Here is a 21,628-nt window from a genome sequence, read left to right as displayed (position 1 = left end):
TCACACTTCCTCTATAAATTCAGGTTCAGTTTGCGGGTAGAAATAACGGTACTGATAATGAATCTGCGCGCGGGCTTCTTCCGGGCTGTTAAATTCCCCTATGCCATACCAACCGAACAGCGCAGCTCCTGCGACGGTCGTTTCGGCGTCGTCGAGAACTTTTACCGGAATATCAAGCATATTGGCTTTAATCTGATTCCACAATGTGTTGCGACTTCCTCCGCCGACTAACAATAATTCAGAGGCTTTAAAGTGCCCGATTTTTTCCAGCATCTGTAGATTGCGCTGTAATTGCGCGGTTAACCCTTCCAGCGCCGCGCGATAGAAATGCCCCCGCGTGGTATTAAGCGTCACTCCTTGCCAGCCAGCGTTCTGACACGACAATAAATCACACTGCATTTTCACGCCATCCGCGCCAGGCACGATTAGACGAGCCTCTTCAATCAACATTTGCCACGGAGTTTCAGCAGTCCAGAACAGTTTTCTCACCCATTCCAGCACACCGGATGCCAGCCATTGCATACCCGGGTTATACAACCCCGCCTGGCTATCCAGTTCACAGGTGGAACCGGCGTATTGACTTAACAGCGAAGTATCAACCTGGGCGCTGCGGACCATTAAAATTTCCCATGTACCGGAAGAGAGCACGGGTTCATTTTGTTCGGCACCAGCGCCAAAAAGGGCGAACTGGGTATCGTGACCTGCGGAAATCACCGGTATGCCAACGGGTAAGCTGAGCATTTCTGCGGCTCTGTTTTGTAGCATGCCAATCTGTTCACCCGCTTCCACCAGGCGAGGGAAGAGACGACGTGGAATACCGGTAGCTTGCAAGATTTGCGGGCTGAAATCGCGTTGCTGAATATCCAGCATCTGGCTGGTTCCGGCCATGGTGATATCAGTCGTCAATTCGCCGGTTAAACGGTGGTTAATCAGCGATGAAATAAATAGCCAGGCATGCGCTTGTTCAAGCAGTTGTGGATGATTTTCTTTCAACCACACCAATTTATATAACGTATTGAAACTAAAAGCTCCTACGCCAGAAATAGCCTGCAACTGTTGTGCGGAGATCAACCGTTCAATATTGTCCATTACCGCCGCCGTTCGCGGACATTTCCAGCTAATGACCGGATAGAGCAGATTGCCCTGTTTATCAACCAGCGCGCCATCTACGCCAAAAGTAGTGACGGCGATGCCACGGATGTGACATCCAGCCAGCACACTACTGATTTGCCGACAGCAATCAGCAAAGCGTTGCAAAATGGCGTCTAAAGACCACTGGTGCCAGGTGCTATTTTCCATTGCGATATCGCTGGCATTAGGCGTTGAGGCGCGGGTAACGATTTTTCCCTGCCGATTAACCGCGATGGCCCTGACATTGGTCGCTCCACAGTCGAGTACCAGGATAACTTCTTGTTTCATAATCGCTCCTGCAATATAGCCGGATAACATTGCATATCCGGCTAACCACTCTTGCTTGTCCAGACCCGGTAGCCGGAGTGACCGGGCATAACATCAGGGGGTAATGTATTAACGCTTATACAACGGGCCGTAGTTCTGGCATGCACGGTAATCCTGGCCTTCAATATCCATACCGTGCGCGGCCCAGGCAGAAGGACGATACACTTTGCTCTCTTCAACGTTGTGCATACACACCGGGATACGCAGCATTGCGGCGAGAGTGATAAAGTCTGCGCCAACGTGACCGATAGTCAGAACGCCGTGGTTTGCGCCCCAGTTTGCCATTACCGAGTACACATCAGTAAAGGGGCCTTTACCAGTGAGGCGCGGAGCAAACCAGGTGGTTGGCCAGGTAGAGTTGGTGCGTTTGTTGAGGATGTCATGCACATCCTCCGGTAACTCCACGCTCCAGCCTTCCGAGATTTGCAGTACTGGTCCCAGGCCTTTGATGATGTTGACACGGGTCATGGTGAACGGAACGCCGCCTTCGGTGAGGAAACGTGAAGAGTAACCGCCGCCACGGAAATATTCGTGTATCGCCGGGCACCATTCGGTAGCGGCAAGGCAAGCATCAGCCTCTTGCTGAGAGACTTCCCAGTGTGGCTTCATGGTCGGTTTACCTTCGCTGTCGCGCTGTTTACAGGAACCGTCCAGCGCAGCAGAACCGGAGTTGATCAAATGAATAATGCCGTGTTCTGCCTGCCCGCTCAGTTTGTGCCCCGTTACGCGTTCGATCGCCTCTGGTGACCAGTAGGTACGCACATCGGCAAACACCTGAGCGGTGCCGGTGAGCTGGTGACCCATCAACATTGCCACGCCGTTGAGACTGTCGTTTTCCGTCGCCACGACCAACGGTTCGCGCACACCATTCCAGTCAAATGAGCTGTTGAGGAGCGCTTCGGCGGTGTCGCCATTTGGATATTGATCGGTCCAGTGACGTTGTCCCTGGAAGCCTGCAGCAATGGCGTTGTAGCCAAGTGATTCTTCCACGCGACCGATATCGGCCAGTTTGCTATTGCCTTGCATCATGTCGCGGATACACATCGCCATCAGTAAACTTTCGCGCAGAACAGCGCGGCTTTGCTCGGCATTGCGTTGATACTGTTTGTTATTTTCATCTTCGCCATAGCGGAAGTTTTTATCAGCCCAGGCCAGCGCCATTTCCAGTTCGGCTTCGTCGTAAATCTTCTGATCGATACGGCGGCGCAGTTCGGTCATATCCACCGCCTGGACTTTCATCCCCAACCAGGATTCAAAGAAGTTGTGGTCAACGATGGAACCGGCGATGCCCATTGAAACGCCGCCCAGTGACAGATAGCTTTTACCTTTCATGCTGGCGACTGCCAAACCGGCGCGGGCAAAGCGCAGCAGTTTTTCTTCAACATCGGCAGGGATCGATGTGTCATCGGCATCCTGAACGTCATGACCGTAAATGGAGAATGCCGGGATGCCTTTCTGGCTGTGAGCTGCCAGAGCCGCTGCCAGGTAAACAGCGCCGGGGCGTTCAGTGCCGTTAAAGCCCCAAATGGCTTTCGGGCGGGTTGGATCCATGTCGATGGTTTCACTGCCATAGCACCAGCAAGGCGTTACCGTAATGGTGAGGCCTACATTCTGGCGGCTGAATTTTTCTTCGCAGGCAGCAGATTCGGCCATACCGGCGATGCAGGTATCAGAAATTACGCATTCAACGGGAGTGCCACAGGCATGGCGGAGTTTCTCCGCCAGCAGCGCCGCGGTCGCTTTTGCCATATTCATCGTTTGTTCTTCAAGCGACTCACGCACGCCCATGCGACGGCCATCAATAACCGGACGGATACCAATTTTCGGTAACGTATTAATTTTCATCAGGATTCCTCATCTCGCTTTATTGGCGCTCTGCTAAGGCGGAGAAAGGAAACCACCGAAGCAGTAGTATTGGTCATTAATTGCTAACTCGAGTTAGCTTAGGTGTGTGGGGTTTTTGTACACAACTTTTTTGTTGTTGAAATGTGAGGGGGGTCACGAGAAGTGGTTAAAATTCGATCTCTGTCAAATTATTATTTAACAGGATAAAAAATAATAATCTTAATAATCATGTAGTTATTACATTTTAATGGTTATGCATCACAGTTTTAACTGAAATAATTTGGCTAATTTGTATACCTAAAATAGCTTTAAAAGGCGATCGCTAACTCGAGTTAGCAAACGCGAAAAATAAGATGCGATGAATATCTATTCAAACGTTATTCGTATCACAGTGGAGATGGCTTTAGTAGCGACGTTTATGCCGTACTTCACATTTTCAGTTTCTGATTATTGAGGAAAGCTGCAATGTCCGAAACATTTTTGCAAATGAAGCATATCACCAAACGCTTTCCTGGAGTGTTGGCGCTTAATGATGTGCAATTTACCCTACGCCGGGGCGAGGTTCATGCATTATTAGGTGAAAATGGTGCAGGAAAATCCACCTTAATGAAAATTTTGTCGGGGGTTTATCAACCTGATGAAGGTGAAATAATTTTTGAAGATAAACCAGTCTCATTTTCTGATCCGTTAAGTGCGCAAAACGTAGGTATTACTATTATTCACCAGGAATTTAATTTATTCCCCGAGCTTACAGTAGAAGAAAATATTTTTATCGGCAGGGAGTTTTGTAAAAAAAATCGCTGGCGTCTGGATGAAAAACAGCAACGCCAGGCGACGATTGAAATTTTGCAAAAATTAAATTTGGCGATCAAACCAGATACTCTGGTTGCCGACCTTACGGTTGCACAGCAGCAAATGGTGGAAATAGCTAAAGCCATTTCTGTTAACGCGAAGATATTAATTATGGATGAACCCACTGCCGCGTTAACAGAAACTGAAATTGAAAGCTTATTTCGCGTTACCCGGTTATTGAAAGAGCAGGGGACCGGTATTGTGTATATCTCCCACCGTCTGGAAGAGCTGGCGCTAATTGCCGACCGCGCGACTGTAATGCGCGATGGTCAGTACATTAGCACTGTGGATTATGAATGCGTAAAAATCAGCGATCTGATTGCCATGATGGTTGGTCGAGATTTAGGGAATATCTATCCTCGCCGCGAGGCCTTGCTGCAGCGGATTCCTGTTCTGGAGGTTAATGGGCTAACACGAAAAGGCGTACTGAACGATATTAATTTCACGCTTTATCGTGGCGAGATTCTTGGCTTTGCCGGACTGATGGGCGCGGGGCGTACTGAACTTGCGCGTGCGATTTTTGGTGCGGACTCCATTGACAGCGGAACGCTAAAATTAAATGGTAAGAAAACCGTTATTAAAGATATTTCGGATGCCATTCAGCAGGGGATTAGTTACCTGACGGAAGACCGCAAAAAAGAAGGACTGGCGCTGAATTTATCGGTTGAACGAAATATTATGTTAGGAAATTACCCGGAGTATTCCGATCGTTTTGGGAATGTCGATTCGCGTCGTTGCCAACAAACCAGTGAGGAACAGGTAAAAGCGTTAAGGATTAAAACGCCAAATCTTGAACAGGCTGCATTAAATCTAAGTGGAGGAAACCAGCAAAAAATTATAATTGCACGTTGGGTGTGTAAAGATACTGATATTTTAATCTTCGATGAACCCACTCGCGGCATTGATGTTGGCGCTAAACTGGAAATCTATGAGTTAATGAATCGCCTGGTGGCAAAAGGGAAATCAATCATCATGATCTCTTCTGAATTGCCAGAGGTGTTAGGAATGTGCGACCGTATTTTAGTGATGCGCAGTGGTCGAATTACTGGCGAACTTAGCGCGAATGAAGCCACGCAAGAAAAAATTATGCAATACGCGACGTTAGAGGATTAAAATATGACCATCTCTGTAACCTCTTCAGACAGCAATAATAAGAAAATAAAAATTAATAAAGAACTCTTGATGCGCCTGGCGCCACTCTTCAGCTTGATTATTCTTGTCCTGTTTTTTAGCTTTAGCTCGCCATTTTTCTTTAATACCGAAAATATCATGACGATTGCTCTGCAAACGTCGGTAATCGGCATCATGGCTATTGGCGTAACTTTCGTCATTATTACTGCCGGAATCGACCTTTCACTAGGGTCGGTGGTGGCGTTCTCTGGTGTCGCTGTGGGTATTTGCGCTACGTTAGGATTGCCCCTGCCCATTTGTATTATTGCTGGTGTGTTGGCCGGGGGATTGTGTGGGTATATCAATGGATTGTTGGTCACAAAAATGACCATTCCACCGTTTATCGCCACGTTGGGTCTGATGATGTCCGTCAGGGGGATCAATATGGTGATGACCGACGGGCGCGCAATCTATTTTGCCGATTACCCGACGTTCAAAATGCTCGCCCAGGGACGCTTGTTTGATGTACTTCCTTATCCCGTCTTCTACCTCGTGATAGTGGCGCTTTTTGCTGCGTACATTTTGAAGAAAACCGTTATCGGTCGCTACGTCTATGCCGTCGGTAGTAATGAAGTTGCCGCCCATCTTTCCGGTATTAAAGTTCAGCGCGTGAAAATTTTCGTTTATGCCTTCTGTGGCTTATTAACGGGGATTGCTGGCGTCATCCTCGCATCTCGTCTGAATTCCGGGCAGCCAACGGTAGGTGTGGGTTATGAGCTGGAAGCGATTGCGGCGGTAGTGATTGGCGGAACCAGCCTGATGGGCGGAATAGGCACTATTGGCGGCACCATCATTGGCGCTTTCATTATGAGTGTACTGAAAAATGGCCTCAATTTAATGGGCGTCTCCCAGTTCTGGCAAATGGTCGCGATGGGCGTAGTTGTGGTCGCTGCCGTTTACCTCGATACATTACGCAAAAAGATTCGTTGACTTAGGCTCCCTGTTTTATCGGGAAACAACTGCCCTGACGTTAAGGGTGATTCACTCAGAACGGAGTACAACAATGAAAACCAGGAATTTTGTCTATGCGTTATCTCTGCTGGCTTGCGTAAGTTCCAGCGCACTGGCTAAGGATTTAAATCTTCCGGTTGTTAGTAAAGGTTTCCAACATGAATTCTGGCAAACCGTAAAAATGGGAACTGAAGCTGCGGCTAAAGAGTTGGGGGATAAAACCAGCTATGTTGGCCCGGCTGATGAAACGCAAATAGCCGAGCAAATTCAGTTAGTCGAAAATGCGATGGCGCAGAAACCGAATGGCTTGCTTCTGGCAGCCCTCGACGCGAATGCGCTCGCCCCACTGGTAGAAACGGCAAACTCACGCGGTATTAAAGTAGTGACCTTTGATTCAGGCATCAATTCAGACATTCCGGTGAGTTTTGTCGCAACCAATAACCGTAAAGCAGGGGCTCAGGCAGCTGATGCGTTAGCCGCGCAGGTAAATAATAAAGGGAAAGTTGGGATTATCGCGCACGTTGCAGGAACTTCTTCCGCTATTGAACGCTCGGAAGGCTTCATGGAACGTATGAAAGAAAAATACCCTGACATCAAAGTATTACCTGTTCAATACAGCGACGGTGACCCACAAAAAGCGATGGATAAAACTATCGATATGATTCAGGCCAACCCCGATCTTGCTGGGATCTATGGCACCAATGAAGGTTCAACGCTCGGGGTCGCGAATGCCATTGATAGCCAGAATCTGAAAGGTAAAGTGAAGGTCATTGGTTTTGATAGTACGGAAGCGATTATTAACTTCCTGAAGAACGGCGTCATTCAGGGCTTTGTTGTTCAGGATGCATACCAGATTGGCTATCAGGGGATCAAAACCTTGAACGCGGCTCTCTCGGGGCAAGCCGTTGAAAAAGAGATCGATATTCCCGTGAAATTTGTTAATGCCGAGAACATTAACACGCCAGAAATCGACAAACTCCTGCACCCATTCGGTAAGAAATAAAAAATTGGGGATGAATTTTCATCCCCGTTATCTCCAGCGTCAGGGAGGCTTTATGCATAACGGTTATTTTCTCGGTGTCGATGTCGGATCGGCCAGTGTCAGGGCAGGTGTTTACAGTGCCAGCGGCCGCAGGCTGGCATTCGCTACTGCCCCCGTCTCCCAGTTTCGCCCTGGCGGCGAGCGTGTCGAGCAGTCTTCGGCTGAGATCTGGCAACAGGTCTGTAAAGCGGTGAAAGAGGCGACAGCTCTGGCAGGCATCCCCATTTCCGCAATTCGCTCGCTGGGTTTTGACGCTACCTGCTCGCTGGTTGTTCTTGATGAACAAGGCCAGGGTTTAGCGGTTTCACCCAGTGGATCTGCAAATCACGACATCATTATGTGGATGGATCATCGTGCAACCGTCGAGACGGCGCAGATTAACGCGACGAACGATCCCGCATTACGCTACGTTGGCGGCGAAGTGAGCGTCGAGATGGAGCTACCAAAGTTACGTTGGTTGAAGACGCATCTACCGCAAACCTGGCAGGCAGCTCATCGCTTTTTCGATCTGGCGGATTTTCTGGTCTGGAAAGCAACAGGGCGAGACGTCGCGGGATTATGCACGCTAACGTGTAAATGGAATTATCTGGCTCATGAGCAACGTTTTAGCCATAGCTTACTGGGATCGATAGACCTGACCGACATGCTCGAAAAAATTCCCACCGAAATTCTTCCGCCTGGTGCTGCCGTGGGAACGTTAACTGCCACAGCTGCTGAAGAATTAGGATTAACGACAGATATTATCGTGGCCAGTGGCTTGATTGATGCCCATGCCGGTGGCGTGGCGCTGGCTGGCGCGCAGCCATCAGGAACGCTGGCATTGATAAGCGGAACGTCGAATTGCCATATGCTGTGCAGTGAAAAAGAGATATTTACACCTGGCGTCTGGGGACCATACTGGTCGGCCATGTTGCCAAATTACTGGCTAACCGAAGGCGGGCAAAGCGCCGCAGGGGCGCTGGTGGAGTGGACGCTTCAGGAGTCCGGGGCAAGCGCAAATCTCTTTAACAAGGCGCAACAACGCGGGTGCCATGCGATTCAACTGATTAATGAATGGGTAGCCGCCCTGGAAGATAACGAGTCAGAACCCACACGAAATTTACATGTGCTTGCCGATCATCACGGCAACCGCTCGCCACGAGCGCGGCCCGATGCCAGAGGCAGTGTTTATGGCTTAACGCTGGAGCGTGGTGAAAATCAGATCGCGCGACTTTATCTTGCGACTTTACAGGCAATAGCCTTTGGCACCAGACATATTATTGAAACTCTGAGGGAAAATGGGCATAGCATTACCCGATTAACGTTATGTGGTGGTGCAACGCACAACCCCTTGTGGCTACGCGAATATGCCGACGTGACAGGCTGCGATATCCACCTTATGCAAGAAGAAGATGCCGTTACGTTGGGCGCAGCAATTAGCGGTGCTGTTGCCAGCGGAGCATGGGGGGATTTTTCATCTGCGTGCAAAGCAATGGTTGAAGCCGGAGAGGTTATTCTGGCAAACCCACAACGCCGTGAATTTTTAGAGCGTAAATACCAGGTTTACCTGACGCTTTGGGAGCAACAACAGGCGGTTAACCAACTGATGCAATAAGACAAAAGTTGAAAATACTTTTATGATTGTGATTTGACGTCTGGATGTTAACTGGGAAAAACCTATGGCTAAAACAGTAGAGCAGATAGCCAGCGACCTGAAGTTATCGGTTACGACCGTGCGACTGGTGCTAAATGGAAAAGCGGAACAATATCGAATCAGCGTCAAAACTCAAACGCGTATCAATGAATATGTTGAACGCTATGGTTATATCATTAATCATTCCGCTCGCAGTCTTAAACTTAACAAAACTGATACATTAGGGTTGATTGTTCCCAACATATCCAACGTCTTTTTTGCTACGCTGGCTGAAAAACTCGAACAACGCTGTCGACGTTCCGGATATCAACTTACGATCAGTTGTACTTATGATGACGTTGACTATGAAAATAAATTGACGAAAGCATTTATTGCACGAAATGTAGATGGTCTTTTTATTGTTCCTTCGACGCTGGAAAATCAGCAGCATCATTTACGCAAAATTCGTAAGCCAATGGTTTTACTCGATCGTGATTTTAAATATACCGATAACGCATTGGTAGAGAGTAATAATATTTCTGGCGGTGAAAAACTGACACAAAATATTCTTGAGGCCGGGCAGGCACCAGTATGGTTTTTGCTGGGAGATGCCGGTTTGCCGAGTATTAGCGATCGTCTGACAGGTTATTTGAATGCGTTGGCAAAAAAAGGGATTACCCATCGCGATTGGGTGAGGGAAGGCCCGGTAAATACTCCTGAAGGCGGCTATGTCATTATGGAAAAACTCATTGAAGAGCAGGGATGTCCGCAGGCATTTATCGCCTCGTCTTTACCGGTGCTTGAGGGAGCCGTTCGTGCGATTCGCGATCGCTTTGGCGCTGTACCGCCAGAAATCAATATAGGTACTTTCGATGAACACCCTATGTTGGGATTTCTCGCTAATAATGTCTGGTCAATGCAGCAGGATGAAAATGCGTGGGCTGAAAAAGCATTCGAAATGATGTTAAGCGCCCTTGAAGAAAAACCGGTGAAAAAAACGGTTAAAGTAGAAATGAAGTTAATTAAACGTAGAAGAAAAAAATAATCATCGCGGAACAACAATCAGCCATTGGATAAAAATATTCAATGGTTACTCCCATGACCCGTCTTCATTTGCGGTGCAGTCTTACGCAATAAGGCGAGCTGAACCTGTATCTGGAGAATAGAGATGGAAAGAACACGTTTATCCCGTGAAATAATTGAAACCTGTTTGGAAATGACGCGTCTCGGGTTAAATCAGGGTACCGCTGGAAATGTGAGTACGCGTTTTGAAAATGGCATGTTAATTACGCCAAGCGGTATTCCTTATGAAAGAATGACGGAAAATATGATTGTCTATGTTGATGACAACGGCAAATACGAAGAGGGCAAAATTCCGTCCAGTGAGTGGCGTTTCCATATGGCGGCCTATCAAAGCAGACCGGATGTCAGCGCGGTTGTCCATAACCATGCCATCCACTGTACGGCAGTTTCCATACTCAACCGACCTATCCCCGCTATCCATTACATGATTGCGGCCGCTGGAGGTAACTCTATTCCTTGCGCGCCTTATGCGACTTTTGGGACTCGCGAACTTTCCGAACATGTTGCGCTGGCTCTCAAAAACCGTAAAGCAATTCTGTTACAACATCATGGGCTTATAGCTTGTGAGGTTAATCTGGAGAAAGCGTTATGGCTGGCGCAAGAAGTTGAGGTGCTGGCACAGCTTTATCTGAGTACTCTGGCGATTACAGACCCTGTGCCGGTACTGAGCGATGAAGAGATTGCCGTGGTGCTGGAAAAATTCAAAACCTATGGATTACGGATTGAAGAGTAATTTCGTAAAGCAACAAGGAGAAGGACGATGGCTAACAGAATGATTCTGAACGAAACAGCATGGTTTGGGCGCGGTGCGATTGGTGCTCTTACTGATGAGGTAAAACGCCGTGGTTACAACAAGGCGCTGATCGTGACTGATAAAACGCTGGTGCAATGCGGCGTGGTCGCGAAAGTGACCGATAAGATGGATGCCGCAGGACTGGCGTGGGCAATTTACGACGGTGTAGTTCCGAATCCGACAATCAGTGTAGTAAAAGAAGGGCTTGGCGTATTTGAGAACAGTGGCGCGGATTATCTAATCGCCATCGGCGGTGGCTCCCCGCAGGATACCTGTAAAGCAATTGGTATCATCAGCAATAACCCTGAGTTTGCCGATGTGCGCAGCCTGGAAGGGCTTTCACCGACCAACAAACCCAGCGTGCCAATTCTGGCGATCCCCACCACGGCAGGCACTGCGGCAGAAGTGACCATTAACTATGTGATCACTGACGAAGAAAAACGTCGTAAGTTTGTTTGCGTTGATCCGCATGATATTCCGCAGGTAGCGTTTATTGACGCTGACATGATGGATGGTATGCCACCGGCACTGAAAGCTGCGACGGGTGTCGATGCGCTCACTCATGCTATTGAGGGGTATATTACCCGTGGCGCGTGGGCGCTAACCGATGCGCTGCACATTAAAGCGATTGAAATCATTGCTGGGGCGCTGCGAGGATCGGTTGCTGGTGATAAGGATGCCGGAGAAGAAATGGCGCTCGGGCAGTATGTTGCGGGTATGGGCTTCTCGAATGTTGGGTTAGGGTTGGTGCATGGTATGGCGCATCCACTGGGCGCGTTTTATAACACTCCACACGGTGTTGCGAACGCCATCCTGTTACCGCATGTCATGCGCTATAACGCTGACTTTACCGGTGAGAAGTACCGCGATATCGCGCGCGTTATGGGCGTGAAAGTGGAAGGTATGAGCCTGGATGAGGCGCGTAATGCCGCCATTGAAGCGGTGTTTGCTCTCAACCGTGATGTCGGTATTCCGCCACATTTGCGTGATGTTGGTGTACGCAAAGAAGACATTCCGGCACTGGCGCAGGCGGCACTGGATGATGTTTGTACCGGTGGCAACCCGCGTGAAGCAACGCTTGAGGATATTGTAGAGCTTTACCATACCGCCTGGTAAATGCGCTGATGTGTTGATGCCGGATGCGACGCTAGCCGCGTCTTATCCGGCATATAAGTGCATTAAATTCAATGTGTTGATAATCGTTTGCATCCAGCTCGCCGTTACCGTACCAACCGCAATTGCTGTAAATTGCCGTCGATATGCAAATCAGTCTGTAAGCGGGCAATATCGCGGCACAGAAACGCCATCTCTTTATGGGCTTCTAATTTCTTGCGCCACTTTTCGGCAACCGCATCCAGATTCTCATAGATCCCTTCCAGACTCTGAAACTCGACCAGCAACTGCGTGGCGCTTTTGGGCCCAATTCCCGCAACGCCTGGCACCTTTGAACTGCTGATCCCCGCCAGCCCCCAGAAATCGGGTAATTGCTGCGGTTGAACGCCAAATTCTTTATCGATAAACGGTGCATCCAGCCAGCGTTTCTGGAAATAATCGCGAATACGTAATGTAGGTGAAAGTAGCTGACAGTAGCCTTTATCTGTCGAAACGATGGTTGCCTGATGCCCGGCTTGAGTCACTTTGACCGCCAGCGTGGCGGCTAAGTCATCGGCTTCGTTGCCGCTGGCTGACCAGCACGGGACGCCGCGTTGCTCAAAGGCTGCGCGTAATGCGGGCATTTCGTTGTGCAACTCTTCCGGCATTGGCGGGCGACCCGCTTTGTAATCAGGCAGGCGCTGATGACGCCAGCCGCTACTGCGGTTTTCATCATCGAATACGGCAACTGCATGAGTTGGCTGGCTGTGCATAATAAGTTGATCAAGGGCGTGCTGGCAGGTTTCGACGCAGGGTGAACCCTGCACGGCATGAATGCGACGAATAAGATTCAGTGCATCGACGATAAGCAAATGAACAGCCACAATATTCCCCCTTAAAGATCAGGCGATAAGGGTAACATTGGTCACCGGAACAGGCTACGACTGGATGAGAAAACAGGAAGAGGGCTCGCAAAACGAGGTCTGATATTGATGACAACGCCAAATTGCCTGATGCGCTACGCTTTTCATGCCTACAAAAGAATTGCAATCTATTGAATTTGCGCTGTTTTATAGGTCTGATAAGGTGTTTACGCCGCATCCGACATAAACAACAGGCACATTCTCAACAATGTGAGGCCTCGCAAAACGAGGCCTCTGGAGAGAGATTAATCGCAGGCAACGATCTTCATCGCCAGGCCGCCGCGAGAGGTTTCGCGGTATTTGGCGTTCATGTCTTTACCTGTTTCGTACATGGTTTCGATAACTTTATCGAGGCAGACGCGCGGTTCGCTGGTACGGCGCAGTGCCATACGCGCGGCGTTCACCGCTTTCACTGCCGCAATGGCGTTACGCTCAATGCACGGTACCTGAACCTGCCCAGCGACCGGGTCACACGTCAGACCGAGGTTGTGCTCCATGGCGATTTCCGCCGCGATGCACACCTGCGCCGGGCTTGCGCCTAACAGTTCTGCCAGACCCGCCGCCGCCATTGAGCACGCCACGCCAACTTCACCCTGGCAACCCACTTCGGCACCAGAAATCGACGCGTTCATCTTATAAAGAGAACCAATCGCGCTGGCTACCAGCAGGTAACGAGCCAGTGAGTTAGCGTTCACTTCGCGGATAAACTTGTCGTAGTACGCCAGCACTGCCGGGATAATCCCGCACGCACCGTTAGTCGGCGCAGTCACCACGCGACCGCCCGCAGCGTTCTCTTCGTTCACTGCCAGTGCGAACATGTTGATCCAGTCAACAACCGCCATCGGGTCAGTGGTGGTTTTATCCTGGCTGACCAGCATCCGGCGCAGTGCCGCCGCACGGCGTGGAACGCGCAGTTTGCCCGGCAGCACGCCTTCGGTGGCAATACCGCGTTCAATACCGCCACGCATCACTTCCCAGACGTTCGCCAGGTGCTGTTCCAGCTCTTCTTTGCTGTGCAGCGCCAGCTCGTTTTTCATCATCAGACCAGAGAGTGACAGCCCGGTTTCCTGGCAATGTTTTTGCAGATCGGCAGCAGAACTGTACGGATATGGAACTTCAACCGGTGCGCTATCCTGCTGGCCAAAATGCTCTTCATCAACGATAAAGCCACCGCCGATGGAGTAATACGTCTGGCTGTAAACAACTTTATCGCCCGCCAGCGCGGTAATGCGCATGCCATTCTCATGCAGAGAAAGGTTATCGGCATGGAAGTTCATGCATTCATCAACCGGAAACTCGACTTCGTGCTGACCGTTTGCCAGCATCAGGCGACCGTGAGTATTCACATCCTGAATAAAACCAGGGATAGAATCGATATCCACGGTATCCGGCAGATTCCCTGCCAGGCCCATAATAATGGCGATATCAGTGTGGTGCCCTTTGCCGGTCAGAGAGAGCGAACCATAGACGTCAACCACCACGCGGGTCACGTCTTTAAGCAGGTTACGGGCAATCAGATCGTCGGTAAATTGTTTACCCGCTTTCATTGGTCCAACGGTATGAGAACTGGAAGGGCCAATGCCGATTTTGAAAATATCGAATACGCTAATCATAGGAAATACATCGCGTTAAAACGGAGGAAGCGCCGCCCGAAAGCGGCGCGAAAGGACTTAGCTGAACAGAGAGTAGAAGATTGCGGAGATTGCAATCAGACCCATCACGACAACGAATACGTTGCTGATGTGACCGCTGTATTTACGCATTGCCGGTACTTTCTGAATGGCGTACATCGGCATCAGGAACAGGATCATCGCGATGATTGGGCCGCCCAGGGTTTCAATCATACCCAGGATGCTCGGGTTCAGGGTGGCAACAATCCAGGTCGTTACCAGCATGAACAGCGCAGTGATACGGTTCAGCTTGTTGATTTCGATAGACTTACCTTTACCACGCAGTGATTTGATCACCATACCGTTGAAGCCTTCACGTGCGCCCAGGTAGTGGCCCAGGAAGGATTTGGTGATAGCGATAATCGCGATAATCGGAGCCATCCACGCGATGATCGGCGCGTTAAAATGGTTAGCCAGGTAAGACAGAATCGAGATGTTCTGCTCTTTAGCCGCAGCCAGGTCTGCCGGAGTCAGGCTCAGTACGCAGCTGAATACGAAGAACATTACGGTCAGCACCATCATGATGTGAGCGAATGCCAGGATCTTCGAGCATTTCTGTTCTGCCATATCGCCGTACTCTTCACGCTTCGCAACGGCGAAAGAAGAGATGATCGGAGAGTGGTTGAACGAGAACACCATAACCGGAATTGCCAGCCACAGGGTCATCCACAGACCGTTTCCGGTTGCAGATGCAGTGTCCAGAGACAGAGTTTCCAGTGCTGCGCCGTTCCACTGCGGGATCAGGTACAGAGCCAGCAGCATCAGTACGCCAACAAACGGGAATACCAGAATACTCATCGCCTTAACGATCATCTGCTCACCGAAGCGAACGATGGTCATCATACCCACGATCAGGATCAGTGACAGAATCGCACGCGGCGGCGGCGTCATACCCAGCTGGTGAGACATGAAGCTTTCAACCGTGTTGGTGATTGCCACGCTGTAAACCAGCAGAATCGGGTAGATAGCGAAGAAGTAAAGCAGGGTAATCAGTTTACCTGCGCCAATACCAAAATGTTCTTCTACTACCTCGGTGATGTCTTCGCCTGGGTTTTTGCCAGACAGCACGAAGCGAGTCAGGCCACGATGCGCAAAGTACGTCATCGGGAACGCAAGGATAGCCATGATGATCAGCGGGATCATACCGCCAACACCGGCGTTGATTGGCAGGAACAGCACGCCCGCGCCGATCGCCGTGCCGTAAAGGCCCAGCATCCACATGGTATCTGTCTTGCGCCAGGCACTGCGAGAGTCTTTCGACGCAATCGTGCTGGTTTGAGTCGTTTCCATCTATTTCTCCTGGAGGAATGCAAATAATTCAGCTTTTAGCCAGTTCAGCCCGGGAAGGTGCCTGGCCGTAAAAATGAAATCTGTCTATCGGCGATGGCTTAATCATTTTCCGCCGTAATAATTTGAGGGCGGAAAGATACACACAAGTTATGTATCTATCAGTGATCTTGATCTCAAATACAATAATCTACTTGGAAGATAGATAATCCCAACGCTTTACTCTGTAAATCAAAAGTAAAAGAGAATTTAAGGGCAATATTTGGCAGATTAACGACATCTGGCCTCTTCCGGGGCGCGCAATATATGTAGGTTGAACTGAAAAAATCAATACTTTTAGTTAATGATTGCAAGATTTTCTTTTTTGCGGAGATAAAATGCGGTCTTCAAATTAAGGGAAACGTTTGCGCTGCAACATAAATTGTATGACATATTGCAGGTGGTGATATTAATGACATGATGACGTACTGAAACATTCATTTAACAAATGAAATAGATTGATTAGTGAGCGACCAAAAAAGAGAAAAACCCGGCAACAAACGTTACCGGGGAAAGGGGGATTAGGTGCAGATTTCGTAGCAAGGGATGTAGGCAGAGCCTGGCAACTTCATACGATGTTGGGCAACAAACCCCTGAAGCAGGTCGTCCATACGGCGCATGATCTCTTTATCACCGTTGATTTTGTATGGTCCAAACTCTTCAATGGCGCGAATGCCGACTTCTTTTACGTTACCGGCTACAATGCCTGAAAACGCACGACGCAGGTCGGCGGCCAGCACTTCAACTGGCTGATCCGGATAAAGTTTCAGATTCGCCATATTCTCGTGAGACGGCTCAAACGGCATTTGCAAATCTGGCGCAATACGCATTGACCAGTTAAAGCTGTAGGCATCGCCCGTATCGCGACGGTTTTCTTTCACCTGCGGCATCGCTTTTTTCATCTGACGGGCTACTTCTGCAGCGTCATCAATGATGATGCGATAATGGCGGCGCGCGTTTTCTCCTAACGTATGCACGACAAACTCGTCCAGTACGCGGAAGTAATCAGCACTCTCTTTCGGGCCGGTGAGGATCAATGGCAAGACCTGATCTTTGTTGGCCGGATTCATTAAAATTCCCAGCAAATACAGTAGCTCTTCCGCTGTACCCACACCGCCAGGGAAGATAATGATGCCGTGGGCGATACGGACAAACGCTTCCAGACGTTTTTCGATATCCGGCATAATGATCAGTTCGTTAACCAGCGGGTTAGGCGGTTCAGCGGCGATAATCGATGGTTCAGTCATACCAATAAAACGGCTGTCTTTGTAACGCTGTTGGGCGTGTCCGACCGCCGCGCCTTTCATCGGCGCTTCCATCGCGCCTGGACCACAGCCAGTGCAAATATTTAACTCACGCAGCCCCAACTGATTACCAACGCGACGGGCATACAAATACTCGTTTTCGTTGATGGAGTGACCACCCCAGCACACCACCATATTGGGCGCTTCACCTACATGCAGCGCGCGAGCATTGCGCAAGATAGAAAAGACCAGGTTGGTAATGTGAACAGAGTTGTCGAGATTCAGATTTGGAAAACGAACGGTGTTATGGATTTGCCCATAGACGAAGAGAATGTCGCGCAGGACAGCGAACAAGTTGGCCTGCAAGGCGCGAATTATACGCCCATCGACAAAAGCTTCTTCCGGAGGATTGATCAGTTCTAGCTTAACGCCGCGTTCACGGCGTAGCACGTTAATGTCGAAATTCTCAAAACGGGACAGCAATTCTTTGCTGTTATCGGTGAGGCTACCGGAGTTCAGAACAGCGAGTGAACAGTTGCGAAATAGTTGATAGAGGTCGCTGCTGGCGGTGCGTTTAAGCATGTCCACTTCCAACTGCGACAACATATCCATGGAGCCAAGCGGGCTAATATGTGTAATCAAGAAAAACTCCTTATGGGACGATTATCGTCATTCCCTTTGATTACAATAGCCCTGCCTGATGACCTTTCACAACCTTATGCGTGAATCCAGCACGCAAAATTGAGAAAAATTTTATTGCCGTGCCAGACGGGTTGTCGATGGGACAAAATCACAGTTACTGCGCCATGGGTTAATGTCCAGACCGCCACGACGGGTATAACGTGCGTAAACGCTTAATTTCTCTGGCTGGCAGAAGCGTAACAGATCATTAAAAATGCGCTCTACGCACTGTTCATGGAACTCGTTATGATGACGGAAAGAAACCAGATAACGCAGCAGTTTTTCCCTGTCAATCTTGCGTCCACGATACTGAATCTGGATAGATCCCCAGTCTGGTTGATGAGTAATCAGGCAGTTTGATTTCAGCAGGTGGCTAACGAGTGTTTCTTCCACCACTTTCTCGCCGCTGGTGGCATTCTCAAGATAGTCAGTGGTGAATTCATAGTTATCGATAGCGATATCCTGGTCATCAATGCAGGTGCCATTGAAATGCCCCACCGGCTGACCTTCCAGTTCATCAAGACGATATAACGCCACGCTAACGTTACCCTGGGCGCAAGTGCTTAAGTCGCGCTCCAGCGTCTGGCGCACTTCCTCCCAATTGTTAAAGCGTGTCTGGTTAAAGCTGTTGAGATAGAGTTTAAAACTCTTCGACTCAATGAGATTTACGCTGGTGTAATCAAGTTCAACATGACCCACGGCAACCTGCGGCAAACCTTTCGCATTCAGCCAGGAGAGTTCATATAGCGTCCAGATATCCGTACCGTGAAAAGGCAGATTATCTGCTTTCAGGCCCAGCGGATCGCGATTCAAACTACGTGGAACGCCTTGTAGCAGGCTGGCGTCATAGGTATCCCGGTAATCGGTTGATTTTCCAAGAGTCAGGCCCGCAAGTGCCTGATGGTTTGCATAAGAAGACATGTTTCACCGTCATAAACCAGATAAACTAAACGACAAGTGTATCTGGTTTAAGTGAAGAGAGAAATTAGTGGACGAATTGACCGCACAAGCCTTGAGAGATTTTACCACGCGTTACTGCGATGCCTGGCACGAACAGCACAGTAGTTGGCCGTTAAGCGAGGAGCTGTATGGCGTTCCTTCACCGTGCATCATTTCAACCACTAATGATGCTGTGTTCTGGCAACCGCAGCCGTTTAGCGGTGAGCAAAATGTAAACGCGGTTGAGCGTGCGTTTGATATTGTGATACAACCCGCAATTCATACCTTCTATACGACCCAGCTTGCCGGGGATATGCATGCGCAGTTTGGCGATATCAAACTGACATTACTGCAAACCTGGAGCGAAGACGACTTCCGCCGGGTGCAGGAAAACCTGATTGGACATCTGGTTACCCAGAAACGTCTGAAACTGCCCCCCACGTTATTTATCGCCACACTGGAAGAAGAGCTGGAAGTGATTTCGGTGTGTAATCTCTCTGGCGAAGTATGCAAAGAGACGTTAGGTACGCGGAATCGTACCCATTTAGCCTCAAATCTTGCGGAATTCCTTACGCAGCTTAAGCCTCTTCTGTAATCCATTCACCCCGTCTGGTTGTGAGAGATCTCTTACAGACCCTGTAGGAGATCGCCAGAAAATAAGTGAATACTTAAAAAGATAAGAATCATATTTTTATTTTAAATCAATGTGTTGACTGAATATCCTTAACTTCCATATGAAATTTTCCTTAAGGCATTGTCTGTAAGCGCCTTGTAAGACTCAGTGAAAAAGACGATTCTATCTTCGTCGACAGGGAGTCAGACAACGAAGTGAACATCAGGATGATGACACTTCTAAAGGACACGCCAGGATGGTGTTTCAGGGAAAGGCTTCTGGATGAAGCGAAGAGGAAAACGCTGGATGCGTTAAAGGACACCTCCAGGACGGAGAATGAGAACCGGTCAGGATGATTCGGTGGGTCAGGAAGGCCAGGGACACTTCAGGATGAAGTATCACATCGGGGTGGTGTGAGCAGGAAGCATTAGTTCAGGATGAACGATTGGTCGCAAGGCCACAGGAAAAGTTGTCAAGGATGAGCAGGGAGCAACAAAAGTAGCTGGAATGCTGCGAAACGAACCGGGAGCACTGTTAATACAGTGCTCCCTTTTTTTATTCCTGCTATCCTTCGCGGCAGTTTTTTCTTCTTGAGGTTGTTTTATGACCACTCATGACCGCGTTCGTCTTCAGTTGCAGGCACTTGAAACAATACTGCGTGAACATCAGCACTGGCAGAGCGATGAACCGCAGCCGCATCAATTCAACAGTACCCAACCTTTCTTTATGGATACGATGGAGCCACTGGAGTGGTTGCAATGGGTACTGATCCCACGAATGCACGATCTCTTAGATAATAATCAGCCATTGCCAGGGGCTTTCGCCGTGGCGCCGTATTATGAAATGGCGCTGGCGACGGACCACCCCCAGCGCGCGCTTATTCTGGCGGAGCTGGAAAAACTGGATGCGCTTTTTGCGGATGATACAAACTGATGCTGGAAATACTCTACCAGGATGAATGGCTGGTTGCGGTTAACAAACCGTCTGGCTGGCTGGTTCACCGCAGCTGGCTGGATCGCGACGAAAAAGTGGTGGTCATGCAAACCGTACGTGACCAGATTGGTCAGCACGTGTTTACCGCGCATCGGCTGGACCGACCGACTTCTGGCGTATTGCTGATGGGATTATCCAGCGAGGCCGGACGGCTGTTAGCGCAACAGTTTGAACAACACCAAATCCAGAAACGTTACCATGCGATTGTGCGTGGCTGGCTGATGGAAGAAGCGGTGCTGGATTATCCGCTGGTGGAAGAACTGGATAAAATCGCCGATAAGTATGCCCGCGAAGATAAAGGCCCGCAGCCAGCAGTGACGCATTATCGCGGTCTGGCGACGGTTGAAATGCCAGTCGCCACCGGGCGTTACGCGACGACACGCTACGGTCTGGTGGAACTGGAGCCGAAAACCGGACGCAAACATCAGCTTCGTCGCCATCTCGCCCATTTGCGCCATCCGATTATTGGCGACAGCAAACATGGCGATTTGCGCCAGAATCGCAGCGCGGCTGAACATTTTGGCCTCCAGCGGTTAATGCTGCATGCCAGTCAGTTGTCATTGACGCATCCTTTTACTGGCGAGCCGCTGACTATCCACGCCGGTCTGGACGACACCTGGATGCAGGCATTATCACAATTTGGCTGGCGCGGTCTGCTTCTTGAAAATGAAAGGGTTGAGTTCAGCGCGCCATCAGGTCAGGATGATGAGATAAGTTCCTAATCCAGGGAGAAAACGGTATGGCGGAAATTGGTATTTTTGTAGGCACCATGTACGGGAATTCACTGCTAGTGGCCGAAGAAGCGGAAGCGATTCTGACCGCGCAGGGGCACAAAGCAACGGTATTTGAAGATCCTGAATTAAGCGACTGGCTACCTTATCAGGACAAGTATGTTCTGGTGGTTACGTCCACGACCGGGCAGGGCGACCTTCCTGATAGCATTGTGCCACTCTTTCAGGACATAAAGGATAACCTCGGTTTCCAGCCGAACCTGCGTTACGGCGTGATTGCGCTCGGCGACAGTAGTTATGTGAATTTCTGCAACGGTGGCAAACAGTTTGATGCTTTGTTACAGGAACAGAGCGCGCAGCGGGTAGGGGAAATGCTGCTGATCGATGCCAGTGAAAACCCGGAACCAGAAACGGAATCCAATCCGTGGGTTGAACAGTGGGGGACGCTGTTGCCCTGATTTGTTCAGCGATCGGCAAAATACCGTTTTAGCGGTGCTGAATCGAGTCTTTTCAGGCAAATGCCTGTAAAAACTGCTTATTAGCGCGGATTTTTACTGGCGTTTGCCTGGAGTCAAGCGATCCATTTCATACTCTTCTTTATTTCTCCGAT

The 21,628-nt window shown here is 49.5% G+C and carries 18 protein-coding genes; 11 read left to right on the top strand and 7 right to left on the bottom strand.

Annotated features, from left to right (window positions below):
- Positions 1-1,419: an L-fuculokinase gene (gene fucK, locus FEM44_RS03915; RefSeq protein WP_135521204.1), complete on the bottom strand. Its 1,419-nt coding sequence runs from the start codon at positions 1,417-1,419 to the stop codon at positions 1-3.
- Between the two features lie 108 nt (positions 1,420-1,527).
- The gene (gene fucI / locus FEM44_RS03910) at positions 1,528-3,303 is read right to left on the bottom strand and encodes an L-fucose isomerase (protein ID WP_135521206.1); all 1,776 of its coding nucleotides are present in this window, start codon (positions 3,301-3,303) and stop codon (positions 1,528-1,530) included.
- Between the two features lie 465 nt (positions 3,304-3,768).
- Here fucI and FEM44_RS03905 point away from each other — a divergent pair, with 465 nt between their 5' ends.
- From FEM44_RS03905 to fucO, 7 genes are all read left to right on the top strand, one after another.
- Positions 3,769-5,268: a sugar ABC transporter ATP-binding protein gene (locus FEM44_RS03905; protein WP_135521208.1), complete on the top strand. Its 1,500-nt coding sequence runs from the start codon at positions 3,769-3,771 to the stop codon at positions 5,266-5,268.
- Positions 5,269-5,271: 3 nt separating this feature from the next.
- A complete protein-coding gene (locus FEM44_RS03900; protein WP_135521210.1) occupies positions 5,272-6,255 on the top strand; it encodes an ABC transporter permease in 984 nt (327 codons plus the stop codon).
- Between the two features lie 73 nt (positions 6,256-6,328).
- Positions 6,329-7,279: an ABC transporter substrate-binding protein gene (locus FEM44_RS03895; RefSeq protein WP_135521212.1), complete on the top strand. Its 951-nt coding sequence runs from the start codon at positions 6,329-6,331 to the stop codon at positions 7,277-7,279.
- A 52-nt stretch (positions 7,280-7,331) separates the two neighbouring features.
- Positions 7,332-8,912, top strand: coding sequence for an FGGY-family carbohydrate kinase (locus tag FEM44_RS03890; RefSeq protein WP_135521214.1), 1,581 nt, complete (start codon positions 7,332-7,334; stop codon positions 8,910-8,912).
- A 64-nt stretch (positions 8,913-8,976) separates the two neighbouring features.
- Entirely contained in the window at positions 8,977-9,975 is a 999-nt protein-coding gene (locus FEM44_RS03885) for a LacI family DNA-binding transcriptional regulator (RefSeq protein ID WP_135521216.1), read from the top strand.
- A gap of 123 nt (positions 9,976-10,098) precedes the next feature.
- Positions 10,099-10,746 carry an L-fuculose-phosphate aldolase gene (gene fucA, locus FEM44_RS03880; protein ID WP_135521218.1) on the top strand — a complete coding sequence of 216 codons (648 nt, stop codon included), beginning with the start codon at positions 10,099-10,101 and terminating at the stop codon, positions 10,744-10,746.
- A gap of 27 nt (positions 10,747-10,773) precedes the next feature.
- On the top strand, positions 10,774-11,922 hold the full coding sequence (gene fucO / locus FEM44_RS03875) for a lactaldehyde reductase (RefSeq protein ID WP_135521220.1): 1,149 nt from the start codon (positions 10,774-10,776) through the stop codon (positions 11,920-11,922).
- 104 nt (positions 11,923-12,026) lie between these two features.
- Here the strand turns inward: fucO and xni are convergent, their stop codons facing one another.
- From xni to queF, 5 genes are all read right to left on the bottom strand, one after another.
- Positions 12,027-12,782 (bottom strand): flap endonuclease Xni, encoded by a 756-nt coding sequence (xni, locus tag FEM44_RS03870; protein WP_135521221.1) that lies wholly within the window; start codon positions 12,780-12,782, stop codon positions 12,027-12,029.
- 284 nt (positions 12,783-13,066) lie between these two features.
- Entirely contained in the window at positions 13,067-14,434 is a 1,368-nt protein-coding gene (gene sdaB, locus FEM44_RS03865) for an L-serine ammonia-lyase II (RefSeq protein ID WP_135521223.1), read from the bottom strand.
- A 57-nt stretch (positions 14,435-14,491) separates the two neighbouring features.
- Positions 14,492-15,781, bottom strand: a complete 1,290-nt coding sequence (gene sdaC, locus FEM44_RS03860; protein WP_064528228.1) for an HAAAP family serine/threonine permease SdaC — start codon at positions 15,779-15,781, stop codon at positions 14,492-14,494.
- 557 nt (positions 15,782-16,338) lie between these two features.
- The gene (gene ppnN / locus FEM44_RS03855; RefSeq protein WP_064528225.1) at positions 16,339-17,703 is read right to left on the bottom strand and encodes a nucleotide 5'-monophosphate nucleosidase PpnN; all 1,365 of its coding nucleotides are present in this window, start codon (positions 17,701-17,703) and stop codon (positions 16,339-16,341) included.
- Between the two features lie 111 nt (positions 17,704-17,814).
- On the bottom strand, positions 17,815-18,663 hold the full coding sequence (gene queF / locus FEM44_RS03850) for an NADPH-dependent 7-cyano-7-deazaguanine reductase QueF (protein WP_130221507.1): 849 nt from the start codon (positions 18,661-18,663) through the stop codon (positions 17,815-17,817).
- Between the two features lie 67 nt (positions 18,664-18,730).
- Between queF and syd the strand changes: the two genes are divergently transcribed.
- From syd to FEM44_RS03830, 4 genes are all read left to right on the top strand, one after another.
- Complete coding sequence (gene syd, locus FEM44_RS03845) at positions 18,731-19,276, top strand: SecY-interacting protein (protein WP_135521225.1); 546 nt, start codon at positions 18,731-18,733, stop codon at positions 19,274-19,276.
- 621 nt (positions 19,277-19,897) lie between these two features.
- Positions 19,898-20,227, top strand: coding sequence for a YqcC family protein (locus FEM44_RS03840; protein WP_135521227.1), 330 nt, complete (start codon positions 19,898-19,900; stop codon positions 20,225-20,227).
- The gene (truC, locus tag FEM44_RS03835; RefSeq protein ID WP_135521229.1) at positions 20,227-21,009 is read left to right on the top strand and encodes a tRNA pseudouridine(65) synthase TruC; all 783 of its coding nucleotides are present in this window, start codon (positions 20,227-20,229) and stop codon (positions 21,007-21,009) included. The genes FEM44_RS03840 and truC overlap by 1 nt, the downstream gene beginning before the upstream one ends.
- 17 nt (positions 21,010-21,026) lie before the next feature.
- On the top strand, positions 21,027-21,476 hold the full coding sequence (locus tag FEM44_RS03830; RefSeq protein WP_135521231.1) for a flavodoxin: 450 nt from the start codon (positions 21,027-21,029) through the stop codon (positions 21,474-21,476).
- The last annotated feature ends 152 nt before the right edge of the window (positions 21,477-21,628 follow it).

The sequence above is a fragment of the Escherichia sp. E4742 genome (assembly GCF_005843885.1).
Classification (GTDB): domain Bacteria; phylum Pseudomonadota; class Gammaproteobacteria; order Enterobacterales; family Enterobacteriaceae; genus Escherichia.
The sequence above is the reverse complement of the archived record's forward strand: the minus strand, read 5'-3'. Positions and strand labels throughout refer to the sequence as shown.

Excerpts from the sequence above, each read along its gene's own strand:
- fucO (WP_135521220.1), top strand. The coding sequence starts at position 10,774 with ATGGCTAACAGAATGATTCTGAACGAAACAGCATGGTTTGGGCGCGGT.
- queF (WP_130221507.1), bottom strand. The coding sequence starts at position 18,663 with ATGTCTTCTTATGCAAACCATCAGGCACTTGCGGGCCTGACTCTTGGA.
- FEM44_RS03840 (WP_135521227.1), top strand. The coding sequence starts at position 19,898 with ATGACCACTCATGACCGCGTTCGTCTTCAGTTGCAGGCACTTGAAACA.
- FEM44_RS03890 (WP_135521214.1), top strand. The coding sequence starts at position 7,332 with ATGCATAACGGTTATTTTCTCGGTGTCGATGTCGGATCGGCCAGTGTC.
- fucI (WP_135521206.1), bottom strand. The coding sequence starts at position 3,303 with ATGAAAATTAATACGTTACCGAAAATTGGTATCCGTCCGGTTATTGAT.
- fucA (WP_135521218.1), top strand. The coding sequence starts at position 10,099 with ATGGAAAGAACACGTTTATCCCGTGAAATAATTGAAACCTGTTTGGAA.
- FEM44_RS03900 (WP_135521210.1), top strand. The coding sequence starts at position 5,272 with ATGACCATCTCTGTAACCTCTTCAGACAGCAATAATAAGAAAATAAAA.
- FEM44_RS03905 (WP_135521208.1), top strand. The coding sequence starts at position 3,769 with ATGTCCGAAACATTTTTGCAAATGAAGCATATCACCAAACGCTTTCCT.
- sdaC (WP_064528228.1), bottom strand. The coding sequence starts at position 15,781 with ATGGAAACGACTCAAACCAGCACGATTGCGTCGAAAGACTCTCGCAGT.
- FEM44_RS03895 (WP_135521212.1), top strand. The coding sequence starts at position 6,329 with ATGAAAACCAGGAATTTTGTCTATGCGTTATCTCTGCTGGCTTGCGTA.
- FEM44_RS03885 (WP_135521216.1), top strand. The coding sequence starts at position 8,977 with ATGGCTAAAACAGTAGAGCAGATAGCCAGCGACCTGAAGTTATCGGTT.
- truC (WP_135521229.1), top strand. The coding sequence starts at position 20,227 with ATGCTGGAAATACTCTACCAGGATGAATGGCTGGTTGCGGTTAACAAA.
- FEM44_RS03830 (WP_135521231.1), top strand. The coding sequence starts at position 21,027 with ATGGCGGAAATTGGTATTTTTGTAGGCACCATGTACGGGAATTCACTG.
- fucK (WP_135521204.1), bottom strand. The coding sequence starts at position 1,419 with ATGAAACAAGAAGTTATCCTGGTACTCGACTGTGGAGCGACCAATGTC.
- sdaB (WP_135521223.1), bottom strand. The coding sequence starts at position 14,434 with ATGATTAGCGTATTCGATATTTTCAAAATCGGCATTGGCCCTTCCAGT.